11 protein-coding genes are annotated in these 13,386 nt (G+C 54.6%); 1 reads left to right on the plus strand and 10 read right to left on the minus strand.

Annotation, left to right across the window (positions count from 1 at the left end):
• Window positions 1-300: 300 nt before the first annotated feature.
• The 6 genes from METMA_RS0103320 to METMA_RS0103345 form a co-directional block, all read right to left on the minus strand.
• Window positions 301-537, minus strand: a complete 237-nt coding sequence (locus METMA_RS0103320) for a hypothetical protein (protein WP_020157650.1) — start codon at window positions 535-537, stop codon at window positions 301-303.
• Window positions 538-850: 313 nt separating this feature from the next.
• Entirely contained in the window at window positions 851-3,283 is a 2,433-nt protein-coding gene (locus tag METMA_RS0103325; RefSeq protein WP_020157651.1) for a spermine/spermidine synthase domain-containing protein, read from the minus strand.
• On the minus strand, window positions 3,284-4,030 hold the full coding sequence (locus tag METMA_RS0103330) for a protein-L-isoaspartate(D-aspartate) O-methyltransferase (RefSeq protein ID WP_020157652.1): 747 nt from the start codon (window positions 4,028-4,030) through the stop codon (window positions 3,284-3,286). It lies immediately after the preceding gene.
• Between the two features lie 211 nt (window positions 4,031-4,241).
• Window positions 4,242-5,003, minus strand: a complete 762-nt coding sequence (locus tag METMA_RS0103335) for a class I SAM-dependent methyltransferase (RefSeq protein ID WP_020157653.1) — start codon at window positions 5,001-5,003, stop codon at window positions 4,242-4,244.
• Between the two features lie 506 nt (window positions 5,004-5,509).
• Window positions 5,510-6,055 carry an RES family NAD+ phosphorylase gene (locus METMA_RS0103340; protein WP_232216316.1) on the minus strand — a complete coding sequence of 182 codons (546 nt, stop codon included), beginning with the start codon at window positions 6,053-6,055 and terminating at the stop codon, window positions 5,510-5,512.
• Window positions 6,052-6,417 (minus strand): antitoxin Xre/MbcA/ParS toxin-binding domain-containing protein, encoded by a 366-nt coding sequence (locus METMA_RS0103345; RefSeq protein WP_020157655.1) that lies wholly within the window; start codon window positions 6,415-6,417, stop codon window positions 6,052-6,054. Before METMA_RS0103345 ends, METMA_RS0103340 begins: the two co-directional genes overlap by 4 nt.
• A 279-nt stretch (window positions 6,418-6,696) precedes the next feature.
• On the opposite strand from METMA_RS0103345, the gene METMA_RS0103350 reads away from it, so the two are divergent.
• Window positions 6,697-8,349, plus strand: coding sequence for a SulP family inorganic anion transporter (locus METMA_RS0103350; RefSeq protein ID WP_020157656.1), 1,653 nt, complete (start codon window positions 6,697-6,699; stop codon window positions 8,347-8,349).
• A gap of 243 nt (window positions 8,350-8,592) precedes the next feature.
• Here METMA_RS0103350 and METMA_RS23830 read toward each other — a convergent pair whose 3' ends face one another.
• The 4 genes from METMA_RS23830 to METMA_RS27970 form a co-directional block, all read right to left on the minus strand.
• On the minus strand, window positions 8,593-9,798 hold the full coding sequence (locus tag METMA_RS23830; protein ID WP_198014453.1) for an Ig-like domain-containing protein: 1,206 nt from the start codon (window positions 9,796-9,798) through the stop codon (window positions 8,593-8,595).
• Window positions 9,799-10,125: 327 nt separating this feature from the next.
• Entirely contained in the window at window positions 10,126-11,490 is a 1,365-nt protein-coding gene (locus METMA_RS0103365) for a coiled-coil domain-containing protein (RefSeq protein ID WP_020157659.1), read from the minus strand.
• Window positions 11,483-12,751, minus strand: a complete 1,269-nt coding sequence (locus tag METMA_RS0103370) for a hypothetical protein (protein ID WP_020157660.1) — start codon at window positions 12,749-12,751, stop codon at window positions 11,483-11,485. Before METMA_RS0103370 ends, METMA_RS0103365 begins: the two co-directional genes overlap by 8 nt.
• Before the next feature lie 325 nt (window positions 12,752-13,076).
• Window positions 13,077-13,202, minus strand: a complete 126-nt coding sequence (locus METMA_RS27970; protein ID WP_255360584.1) for a hypothetical protein — start codon at window positions 13,200-13,202, stop codon at window positions 13,077-13,079.
• Window positions 13,203-13,386: the final 184 nt, after the last annotated feature.

Genomic DNA, 13,386 nt, shown 5'->3' on the forward strand with positions numbered 1-13,386 from the left:
GGATGCGGCTAAAAACAACCTCCGCCATCTCTTCAGGTTCGTGGGAGCGATGCCTACATCGCGACTTGCCGGGCGATTTTAAATCGCGATGTAGGCATCGCTCCCACTATCGTTATCCGCATTAAAACCAGGCCATTATTCCATGCCGAATCCTGAACCGGCGGCTTTGAAAGGCCGGGCTGAACAATGCCCCGGCACGGCGGACGGCATGCCCCCTCTGTCTGTGCGTAACGTCAGCGAAATAACAATAAAAAGGCCGCTTGCCGCGGCCTTTTCTTCGTTTGAATTTTAACGGGATGGTTAATTTACAAAGGTTGCCCTGACCTTCTCGATTTTACCGTTTCGGGTCTTGCGCTCAATTCTGAACTTGGAGCCGATATCAGACTTGACGGTAACCCTGTCGGCGAAGCCCCAAGCTTTCGATGTGAATTTATCCAGCGAGTAAACTTCCCATTTCGAGTTATCCGACATAACAATAATTTTTCCGGAATCTTTTACACTTTTAACGGTGTGTTTGCCGATATTGTTGCAAAACATACATGCCTCCTCAGTAAACAGACAGTAATATATGCTTCCTTGTACAGGACGGTGACATCTAACGACGGGATTCATTTTGTGCATGGTAACGCACGATTAGCGGTATGCCACAAATAACAAATCATGTCAACACATCTATAAAATGAGCCAGACAAGCCCGCTGCGGCCACTCGCTTTTCCCCATCAATTCAATGATGTTTTGCCGTTTTGATGTGCTCCAGGCGGCGCAATGAAACGCATCACCCGCGGATGATGCGCCTCCTGTCGTCGGCGCATCCTATGTTTAATGTGGGACATTATTGCCGACCGAAGCCTAAGGAAAATTAAACGCCGCAATCACATACAGCAGCAGGGCCAGAAACACCAGGACGGTAAAACCGAATTGCATCGCGATCAACGTCGCCAGTATCGCGCTGATGACCGAGGCGCAGCCATTGATGCCCCAGGCCCACGGGATCAGCGTCGGCGCCGTCCGGCCGAGGCTGTCCATGGCCATCGGAAACGGCATGCCCATAAAAAAGCCCAGCGGCGCAATCAGCAGTACCGAGAACAGCAGTCGGCTGCCGCCGCCCAGTTCCAGCAAAGCGCCGGTCAGGGATTCAAAGCCCAGGATATAAATCGCGCTGAATAAAACGATGCCGGCAACCGGCCAACGGATCATCGCCTTTGCCCGGTTGCCGCATAATCTTTTCGAAAACAGACTGCCCGCGCCGGCGCTGATCAGAAACGTGCATAACACCGCCGTGACGGCATAAATCGGATGATGCAGAATCAGGATGAATTTCTGAATGAAGGCGATCTCAACAAAAAAGAAGGCCAGCCCCAGGCAGACAAAATAAATCAGCACCTGCCGATAGCCCTGGGCACCGGATTTGATGCCCAGCCTGTCCTTGCCCAGCACCAGCGGCAGCGCGATCAACACCAGGCTGGCGAGCAAGGCCTGCAACAGGGCGGCTATCAGCAACAGATAGCCGCTTTCCAGCAACGACATGCCGCCCTGCCCCAATAAAGGCACAATCTCGGGCAGGGTTTTCCATTTGAAAAAATGAAAGAAATAAGGCCGGTCGTCCGTCGCCGGCTCGATATTGAATTTGTAGGCCTTGATAAAAGTCTCGCCGTCAGCGCCCAACAGCGCCTTCGCCGCCTGATGGAAATACGGCTGCGGCAGAATGTTAAACCGGTTGACCTCGTCGGCCGTGATGCCGGGATAATAAGCCAGGTCGAAACTGCGTTCACGGCTGAATCGCTTGAGGCTGTCGATCTCCTGGTCCGTAAAAGGCCCGTTTTTTACCAGCAGCGTGCTGGTTTGCCAACTGCGGATCAGCACGATACGCTGCTGAGGATCTTTTATCTTCAACGCCTTGCACGCATTCACGACCGTTGCCAGCATTTTCAGCGTGTCGCGGGGCGGCATCTTGACCCAACGGGTGATGCTCAGATAGCCGCCCGGCGACAGATGCCGCAAATCGGCCTGTATCGCCTGCTCGGTATACAGATAACTCTCGGACAGCGCATAAAGCCCGGCCGCCGAGGCCCCGAACGCATCCAGCAGGGAAATGTTGATCAGGTCATAGCGTTCATCGCTGGTGGCGACAAATCCGCGCGCCTCGCCTATGTGCAGGCTGACCTGCGGATGCTGATAAATATGGCCCGCGAAATCGGCATATTTATTCTCGACCAGATCGATCATCTGCGGGTTCAGCTCAACCGCATCGATCCGGGGTATGGCATGGTAGTGCGCCTGAAGAATGTCGCTGCCGGTACCCGCCCCCAGGATCAGGACGTTTTGCAGCGAGCGCAGATGGTACGGCAGCGCCGAGGTGGTCTGGTCCAGATAGCTCAAGGTTTCCAGGTTGCCGTCGTAACGATTGATTGCGGTCATGCCATCGGCATCGGTAAAGACGGCCAGCTGCTCGGGCGGCTCGGTCGTGGCATTAAGACTCAGCCCCGGCGCATGGCGCAGCGGCGTGATGGCGCTCTTGACCACGCTGATCAAGCCCAGCGGACTGGAATAGCGGTCGATGATCCTGGCGCCCGGTATTCTCAGCATCTGTTTCTCGCCTTTGTAAGGCGAAACATTGAGCCGGAGCCAGCCGGTCATCGCGACCGTCGCCGCCAGAACCACAATAATGCCGGCACTGAACCGGAACTTTGTATCCTCCGGCCGCGCCCGAAAACTGTAATGCGACACGATGATGGCCGCCGCGATACCCAGACCGGTCAAGACGGTCAGAATTTTTTCCGGAAACAGCAGGAACAGCAGCAGGATGATGCCGACGCTGCCGGCGCCGGCGCCGGTCAAATCCGCGGCGTAAATAAACGACACGCGGGTCTGGTAATGATAAAAAGACAGGCCGATGACATTGGCGGCACAAAAGAACGGCAATGCCAGCAGCAGGTACAACAACAGCAGATAGAACAACTGCACCGGCGCCCACAGAATCTCTTCGGGATTGAAGGGAATGATCTGGGCCAGGGCGTAACAGGCCGGCACCGACAAACTGAACAGCAGCATATTGGCCGTGATCGCGGCCGGAAACCGGCGCTGCAGCGCGTCGCGGTTCAGCGCCAGAAAGACGCCGCTGACGCCATAGCCGAGCAGCGCCAGGCTGATGATCATATAGGCGAAATGGTGCCACTGGATGATCGAGAACAGGCGCATCAGCAGTACCTCGTACGCCAGCGCGGACGCCGAGATAATGGCTATCGCCAGTAGATACGAACCGGTCGGCCTGGCTTCGGTCATTTAGTGTTCACCCGTTAACGGTACAAAGGCAACCGGCAGAACCTGCCGGGTGGTGACCTTGCCGTCCCCGTCCTTGGTGACCAGCACCAGATGCTGCACCATGAACCGGCTGCCGACCGGTATGATCATGCGTCCTCCGGGCTTCAGCTGCTTGATCAGCGGCGGCGGAATATGGCTGGCGGCGGCGGTTACAACAATCGCATCGAAAGGCGACTCGGATGGCCAGCCATAATAGCCGTCCCCGACCAGGGTCCGCACGTTGTCGTACTTCAGCTGTTCAAAGCGTTCCCCGGCCTGCCGGCCCAACTCCTCGATAATCTCTATGGTAAACACCGCATCGGTCAGTTCCGCCAGAATGGCGGCCTGATAGCCTGAACCGGTACCGATTTCAAGCACCCGGTCGCCTTTCTCAAGGTTCAGCAGATCGGTCATGACGGCGACGATATAAGGCTGGGAGATGGTTTGCCCGTAACCGATCGGCAGCGGCCTGTTGTCATAGGCATAAGGGCGCTGATCCTCCGGCACGAACCGGTGCCTGGGCACTTTGAGCATAACCTCCAGCACGCGTTCATCGAGCTCGCCTTTCTCGAGAAACTGCTGGCTCATCTCGACACCGGCCCTGATTTCATTAATCATGGCCTGGCGCGGCTTCAGGTAACTCTCTTCGGCAACGGCAAGCGCGCCGCACAGGAACAACAGCCAGACCCAAGCGAGTCCTTTTGGCACCGAGCGATAGTTTTTCGGCATGCGGACAACCTCCGGATTCAACCTGCGTAAGTTAAAGCGCTCCGTGCCGTAAAGCCTGCCGTCAGCCCCCGTTAAATCAGGCCCGTCCAGCTAACTCAGGATTTTCGGTTATTTTGCCGGCCTGTCCATGATGCGAATCATGTAACGACGGATGTGACCACGCAGTGCCGCGCGGGATTTTCAATTGCATAAAAACAAGAACGCCCGTGTTTTACCCGCGGCTGTCCCTTGGCATCATATAGAACCAGCGGCTATTATGATGGCGCATTTCAGAAATAGCATTTAACAATGCATTCCGAAATAGCATTTCTGCTAATGCAGGAATTTCAAACGGATAATCATTTAGAGATCGCTCCTTAATAGAAATATCCTGAATATGATGTGAGTCTTTAAACCGGTGCAATATTAATTTGCCTAACTCCGAATCAACAAAATCGTGTATCTCAACAATAATATGTGCATCAAGCAATTCAGGCACCATCACAGGATCCAGGAGAAGTTTTTCTCCTCCCTCTACGTCCATAATGACAAGCGTGCGCCCTGAGTCCAGCAAAGCGCCTGCTAAGGATTTGGCGTCACAAAATCCCCGGATCCGCATTCGATCCCGCACGCCATTCAGCAACGCCATTTGTTCCAGTAGCTCCCTACCATGCTCATTAGCTTCAAATGCAATAACATGGCAATCGGTATATTGCCTGGCCAGCCCTACCGCGTAATATCCTTCAGCTGCGCCAACATCTACAATTGTTTGAAATTCGTGAGAGATGAGTTGCTTGAATACCGTATTCAGTTCCAGCTCATAAGTACCAAGCAATTTCGGCTCATACTCGCTACAAACACTGGTCTTCACATATTTCATGCCCAAAAATGGACCGCTTATAACCTCGCCCCCGCTTCGGCGCTCTATCCAGCGCCGTATTAATGTGCTGGGCCAGAACCTGTACGGCACAATATGTTGAGTTAACTTATTCATGCCCCCGCCTTTTTGCCTTGGATTTTAAATGAGCGTTTGGATGGCTTTGCAACCCGACTAATGGTTGATACCACCTAAATCTTAATGCGATCTTAACGTGCTATTGTCCTGTCAATCATGCATCACCTGGCTATTGATGCGTCGTTTTTGGGACATCAGGTTAAGCGACTTTCACCCAAATCTGCTTGCGCTCGACCAGGCAAGGTTTTTTGTCGGACATAACGGCTTTTCCGGATGTTTGAACCCGTTGGGCAATTGGCTGGCAGAGATATCGTTGCGGAAAGCGAGTTTTACTGGCGGACTGTAAATAAATCAGGACTTACGCAAGCCTGAATGGGCGACTTCGCCTAAAGCGCCTACTGTTGGCAGTCGCCCATTCAGATAAAAGGCGACTGAAGTCGCCCTTACAGGTTTTGAACCCGCTTGTTTCGGCGGATGAACAGGCAAACTGCGTAAGTCCTATAAATCTTACGGCTAAGAAATAAAACCCAATCTGATGCGTTGGATTAATCCCGGCCCGCCTGTCCGCCGGTCCACGAGTCAGGCGTCTTCGGAAGCCGGCCCAGATCGTCGATGACCTGCACCGAATGAGGTTTTTCCTCCGACCATTGCCACAGCACCAGGTTATGGTTGCCCGCCGAACAGCCGGGGGCGAAGCTGCGTACCCGGATGCCGGCGATGCCGCAGGCCTGTAAGCGATCGGCCAGCAGCCAGGTCGGCGGCTCCAGGTTTCGAAAGGCCATGTCTTCCCAGGCGCAACCGAGCTGGCAATCGATGAACCGCTGTATCTCGTGGTCGTTCAGATCGGCGATACTGGCACAGTCGACCTGATACGCCACCAGTGTCATGGGCTGGGGTTTGAAGGGGAAGCCCTGTTGCGCTTCCATCCAGGCCGTGGTCGGATCCAGTGAAGTGTAGAGCGCGCTGTTGCCGGGCCGGTTGAAGCGTCCGCCGTGCTTTTTGGCGCCCTCCCCTGAAAGCGGCGTATAAGCCCACATGGGATGATGGGCCCGGTAGACGATGCCGGTGAATTGACGGGTGGGGAGTTTCAAGCGTAGCCGCCGTCGGCGATACGGGAAAGATAGGCTTTAACGGCGGCGGCGCGCCCTTCCTTTACCAGATCCTCGGCCGTTTTATCCCCGAACGAGGGCAGCGGCTGAGAACGGAACCAGGCAAAGGCCCGGCCTGCGCCACCGGACCATTCCGCGACGCGGTTGATGATTTCGACGGTATCCCGCAATCGGGTTTGTGTCGTTTTGCTCTTGACCCGGGCGCTCTTGGACACGGAGTCGCGCGACAGGCCCGTCACCTCGGCAAGGTCATGCTGCGTAATATGAAGCACCTTGGCCAGCGAATTCGCGGCCACATAGCCTTCATCGTTAATAACCTCATGTAAAAAATCCACGTTTGCCATAAATGCCTCGTTATTTGACCGTTAGATTGGCTTTATTATAGGGCAATCTCGAATAATCCAAAGTTCAAATCCTAAAAAACCGTCAAACAGTCAATTGCGGCCCTGCGCGTTCATTCGGCAAAACCGGTAATAAGCTATAATTCGGCAACCCAGCCAGATGAAGGGGCGCATCGGCTTAAAAGGCCGCCCAAGGCTCGTCTTTCTGGGTAGATCCGCTTAAACTGATGGCGCCCTAAGTTTCCGGGAATCCGATTTTTTAAAAAAATTAAGAATAAATTTATGAATAAACCTATGCAACCACGCCTGCCTAAAACCGGTTTAGCGGGCTTAACGGAAAACTGGCGCCGCGATCTGTCCGCCGGTTTCCTGGTTTTTTTACTGGCCCTGCCGCTGTGTCTGGGTATTTCACTGGCCTCGGGCTTTCCGCCGGCCGCCGGCATCATTTCGGCCATGGTCGGCGGCCTGTTGGTATCGCGAATCAATGGCTCGCACCTGACCATCAACGGCCCTGCCGCCGGTTTGATCGTGGTGCTCTACAGCGCCGTGCAGGCACTGGGAGAAGGCGATATGATGGCCGGCTATCGCTATACGCTGGCGGCAATTGTCATTGCCAGCGTCCTGCAGGTAATACTGGGCGTCTATCGGGCCGGGCAATTGAGTTCGTTTTTCCCCGCGTCCGTCATACACGGCATGCTGGCCGCGATCGGCCTGATCATCATCGCCAAGCAAGCCCATGTCATGCTGGGCGTCAACCTGGACTTCGGGAGTATTTTTTCAACCATTGCCCAGATTCCGCACAGTGTGCTGTACCCTACCCCCGAAATTGCCTTCATCGGCCTGAGCGGCCTGGCGATTCTGATTATCTGGCCGCTGCTCAAGCATCCGACCGTACGGAAAATACCGGCACCGCTGGTGGTGTTGATAACCGGCATGGGCTTGGGGCAGTTTTTCGGCCTGCAGCATGAGCATATCCACTTCTACCCGGACCCAACCTATCTGGCTAGCCACGAACATCTGATTCAGCCGCAGTTTTTAGTCGACATTCCCGACCAGTTTATGTCCATCTTCTATTTCCCGGACTTTTCCAAGGCGATGACCGTTGAATTCTGGGAAGCCGTAATCAGTATCTGCCTGGTCGGCAGCCTTGAGACGTTGCTAGTTACCACCGCCGTGGACAAGCTCGATCCATATAACCGTACTTCCGATATCGATCGTGATCTGGCCGCCGTGGGCATGGGCAATGTGGTCGTCGGCCTGCTGGGTGGCATACCCATGATCGCCGAGATCGTGCGCAGCTCGGCCAATATCGAAAGCGGCGCCCGAACCGGCTGGGCCAATTTCTTCCATGGCTTGATCTTTTTGGGCTTTTTCCTGCTGTTCCCGCATCTTATCCATAGCATCCCGCTGGCGACGCTGGCGGCGCTGCTGGTCTATACCGGCTATCGCCTGGCATCGCCCAAGACCTTTCAGCATGTCCTGTCTATCGGCGCGGAACAACTGTTCCTGTTTGTCATTACGATTATCGGCGTGCTGGCCACGGATTTGCTGGTCGGCGTGGCGCTGGGCATGACCGCAAAATTAGCGATTCAGATCACGCGCGGCGTTTGGCTGGACAATATGTTCCGCATTTATTTCGAAATCCACCGGCCCGATAGCCAGACCATCGTCGTTAAATTATTGGGGTCCGCGCTGTTTTCAAACTTTCTGCCGATGAAAAAGGCGCTGGCTGATCTTGAACCCGGCAAAACCCTGGTGTTTGATTTTTCAAACGGCTACCTGATCGACCATACGGTCATGGAATTCATCGACGACTTCAGCCGGGACTACAAAGCGCAGGGCGGAAAATGCCTGCAAGTCGGCCATGCCCTGGAAAAATTCTCCGACCATAAGCTAGCGGCGCGGCTTATGACCGCTGATGACAGGATCAAGTGACGTTCATACGGAAATAAGTCCAGTATCGAACAAGGATGTTCAAGGAAAAAACCAGTCCCTTCTCGTTATCGGCACCGGCAAACACTTCCCGAACGGAAGCGGACAAAAAAAAACGCCGCTTCCAGGCGGCCCCGCTGGCGGAAGGTCTGAAGGAATCGCCGACAGGGCCCACCCGCGTCGGGTATCGGATAATGCCGCTCATTTTCCGCTGGCGCAGGCGCCTGTCAAGCCATCAACAGATCTTCAATGGCGCGCGGCGCCGGCACCGGACTTCACCTTCACTTTTACTGTTACCGAGGCGGTGGCCGTGTCGCCGTTGCCGTCGGTGACGGTATAGCCGAATCTATCGACGCCTTTGAATCCGGCGTCGGGCTTATAGGTGACGCCGCCTTTGGCGATGGTGGCCGAGCCATGGCGCGGATTGGTGACGGCGGTGATGGTCAAGGTGTCGCCGTCCGCATCGCTATCGTTGGCAAGCACGGGGATAGTGACCGCTTTGCCGATAGTCGTCGCCGCCGCATCATCGACCGCCGCCGGCGCATCATTGACGGCATTCACGGTAACCGTTACCGTGGCGGTGGCCACGCCGCCGTCGCCGTCAGAGATGGTATAGGTAAAATTGTCCGTACCGTTGAAATTGGCATCGGGCACATATTCGACCGTATTATCCGAGTTAATGGTTGCTTCACCATTCACCGGCGGGGTGACCGTGGTCACGGTCAAGGCGTCGTCGTCCGGATCGCGATCATTGGCCAGCACGCCAATCTCCACGGCCGTATCCTCATCCGTCTCGGCCATATCGTCCTCCGCGACCGGGTCGACATTCGCTTCACTGATGGTAAGGATCACGGTTGCAGGGCTCTCGGATGAATTGCCGCGACTGTCTTTCGTCGTGTAAGTAAAACGATCCTCGCCGATGAAGCCACTGTCGGGCTGATAGGTGAACGAACCGTCCGGATTAAAGGTCAGCGCACCGTTGCCGGCCTCGGTGACCAAAACCGCCGACACCGAGACGCCCTCGTGATACAGGTCGTTTCCCAACACGCCGGGGGCGGTAATGATAAGCGAGGTGCCCTGCAAGGTGTTATAGGCATCATCGATGGCCATCGGCGGTTGCCCCTCCTCGACGGCCGCCTTTTTGAGGTTCGCCCTGTCGGCGCCGCCCTCCTTACCCGTAGCGGTACGGAGAACGGCCGGCTTTACGCTATCTTCAGCCTCGCGCATATCGGTAATCGGTTGCCTGGCGCGCGCCGCCGCGAAAACGGGCCCGGCCATCGCAGGCGCAGTGATGCGCCGGTTCGGCTCAGAAGCCCTTTCCATGACAGGCCCTGTGGAAGACTGAAGAGCCATGTTCTCAATCGGACGGCCGCCGGCAACCGCCTCAGCTGCCTGGAAAAAACCAAGCGACAACAGTATGAGAGGAAGAAAAATATTCCGCGTTGATTTCATGTTTTTCCCCATGCTTTTCAAAATGCGAGTGGCTTGACCTGGTTCCTTTACCTGAAAAAACAAGGATAAGCAACTTTTGAACTGATAAGACTGCCTGTTTTAACGTCTAAAATGACAAAACCGGCATTATTGTGACTTTTTTATGTCCACGGAAGCGCAAGTTAATGATGGAAATAAAATTGGCTGCCGGTCCGAAACGGAACCCTGGAGTATCCGAAAGCCATGCCCCACAAAGCATGGGAACCCTGAGCCGGACAGGCTATGCGCCCTGCTGAGCAATTTGAGGAATTCGACAATGGCCTGCGCAATATTCAGGTCCGGAAACCGTTATTCCGGGGGTTCCAACAGGTTGGTGGCCGGCTTGCTGATAGCCCGGGTCAGTTCGGCGCGCTGTTTTTCCAGTATCAGCAGTTCGATTTCGCGGCGCAGATACTCGTCCGATTTTTCCGTCGCATCAAAGCGTCTTTGCTTTTCCTTGATTTCGGCTTCCAGTTGCATGTCTTTCAGACGCGCTTCGTATTCAAGCTTTTCCGCCTGCAGTTTCTGCTCCACTCTGCTTCTTTCCTGCTGCTGACGCTCCTGGGCCTTGAGTTCGACCTCCAGATCCATCTGTTGCAGGCGCTGCTGCTGCTTCAGGCTTTCAACATGCATTCTTTCCTTGGCCTCGTTCCAGCGCGCCTGCTGCTTCTCGAATTCCTTGATCTCGGCCTCCAGCGCCGTTTCCTTTAACCGCGCCCCATGCGCCAGCTGATTAAGCTGATTTTGCTCTTCGACTTCGCGCTGCAGGGCCTGACGCTTCTCCTGTTCCTCGATTTCAGCCCGCCATGCCATCTCTTTCAAGGCATTTTCATGCCGGATTTTTTCGGCATGCAGGCGCTTTTCCATGGCGAATTGCCCGATCAGCAGCTTTTCCTCGTCCTTCAGGCGCAGCTGCTGGTTCTCCGCGTCCTGAATGGCTTTCAGTCTTTGCAGTTCGTCTTCCTTGTTCAGTTGCTGCAATTGCAGCTGCTTCTGTAACAGCTTCTGATTTTCCAGCTCCTGTTCCTGGCGCCGTTTCTCCTGAGCCTGTTTTTCACGGAATTCGAAATTCTTTTTAATCACGCTCAGATACACGGACTCCTGCGCGAACCGGCCGTCCAACGCCGAGTCCTCGGAAAACTCTTCGAAAGAGGGTTTCATGATGCAGAAAGTCCGGCATTGGATGTTGCGTAGCATCAGCAACTCGTTGACGGCCTGGGCGATTCTTTGTTCCGTCTCCTTCAGGCCTGACTGTATCCAGGCGCCGTCGTCCAGATTCAGCAGCTCCCTGTCGATGGCATCCCTGACCAGCCCTGCATAGGAAGCCTTGATATGCTGATTGATATCCGGCAGAAATTCCCAGTTGTCGGCCGCATACTTGATCGACGCCTGGAAGCGAATATCCAGGCGCGTCGCGATCGTGCAAAAGCCGTCATAGAGCTTGTTATCGGACGTCAGGCTCCAGTCGGCTATCGCGAGCGGGTAGACGGTATGATAAAAGCGCTTGACGAATTTCTCGGGCCGGCTGAACAGCTTGTTGTAAAAACCGAGCCGGGCATGGACCAGGCGCCGTTCGGCATCGAAACCGGGGTCCCAAGTCTCCGGGCCGTCGGTTTCCCGGTCGAAATCGAATCCGCCCAGCCATCGTTCCAGGTCAGTGTTGTCGTTATTCATTTCCGGCCTTCTGCAATGGCGTGACTTTAGCGGCGGAATCGGCCTTGATGGCGCGGATTTTATCGCCCATGCGCTCAGCGATCAGCGGATAGAGATTAGGGGCGAATTCGACGGTCCGGGCGTCGATCTTGCGCAAGAAGCCGCGGCTTAGCAAAAAACCGACCGCGAACATTCTCGACCAGTCGGAATAACGCCTCGCCCGTTCTATTTCGGTTTTCTCGATCACCATCTCAAGCTCGTCATTTTCATTGATGCGAAACTCGGTGAATTGCCTGAGGCATTCGAAAACCAGTTCCTGCTCCTGTTCGGTCAACGGCCCGGGCGCCGTAAACTCCAGCCGGTACGAAAGCAGCACGGTGAAAAAATCCACCATGGCCGCGCAGATAAACGCGAACGCGGAAAAGCCCTTCCACATCAGGAAAGAGGGCTGTACGTCCTGGGCAAACTGCGCGTAAGACATCAACACGGGGGCCTCCGGCGCGGCGCGGCCCAAGCCGGTCGCCAATTGATTGAATCTGATCTGCACATCGTTGAGGCTGGTCAGCACGGTCTGATAGGCGCCGCCTTCATCCTGCCCGAGACTCACCTGCCTGAGGCCTGCCTGCAACTTGCGCATATCGTCGTCCAACTGCTTGAACCCCTGTTCGAGCTGGGCGAATTGTTGCGCCTTGGCCTGGTAAAGTTCGTTATAGCGTTTCCAGAACGGCCCTTCGCCGACCTGGTTTCTGTATTCGGGGGCAATTTCAGGATGGGTGCCGAAATAGGCTTGCGAGACTTCCTTCGAGGCCTGATCGAGCTGCGCGCGCTGCTGTTCGAGAATCTCGGTTTTCACGGCCAGGATCTGGTTCAGGTAATCGTTAACGTCCTGCCTGACCTGATTCAGCCGATCGATATGCAGGTTTTCCTGTTCCGAAATTTCGTAAAACTGAAAATAGGAAAATGAAATTGAGGCGCTAATGGCAATGATCAGGGAGATCAACACGCTCAAATAGCGCGTCCGGTTGGCTTTCCAGTGGATGCCGGCGATCTCGAGCGAACAGATAACGATGATGGACTGAATCGCCACGGTAATGATCAGGGCGATCCACGGCGTGATGAAATGGGACATGCCGTAATACGTGGTAAATCCGGATGCAAGACTCAACAGCAGGACAATCGGGATCGTCCATATTCTCAACAGGCCGACGAACAGCGTCTGGATACGATTGATGATGCCCCCGGTACTGCCCGAGCCCGCGCCGCGAAAGTTATCTACACCCATTTCTCACACCTTTATCTGTCTTACCGATGCGAGTATTTGCAAGATATTTTTCAGCTACTTTCATAACGGTGTTTGCATGACTGGTTATTATTAGTAGGCTTCAGGATCAAAGCCTTTATGTCTGTATTTCAATATGTTAAGTCCGGCTACTTATAGCCGGTTTTGCGCCGTGCGGTCAAGATATGAATATCGATCAAGCCGGCCATTCCCTGTATGCCCCACCATGGCTTCGTCGCTCTGCCGCCTCGAAAAAGGGCGCGATACGTACCCTGCTTTTTCTGGTTCCCACGGTCCTGAGAGTGTGAAAGTATTCAATTTAAAGGATTTAACCACGAAGGACACGAAGAGCACGAAGTTTTAAGCTATTGATTAACTTAATTTTTTCTTCGTGTCCTTCGTGATCTTCGTGGTGAATAAGGCTTTTTATGACGTTTTTCACTAATTCTTTCACAGCCTCTCCTCCGTGGGAACCCATACCGGGCTTTGGGAGCGGCACGCCGTATGGCCCGGTATGCGTTCCCATTTATGCCCTTCAGGGTGCGCGGGAGCGTGGGAACGAGGAACCCGATTAAATAAAACCGTCGCGCTAGCGACACTTTATTAAATCGATCTAACTTCAACTGGCCGCGTAACAT

The sequence above is a fragment of the Methylobacter marinus A45 genome, assembly GCF_000383855.1.
In the GTDB taxonomy this organism is placed as follows: Bacteria; Pseudomonadota; Gammaproteobacteria; order Methylococcales; family Methylomonadaceae; genus Methylobacter; species Methylobacter marinus.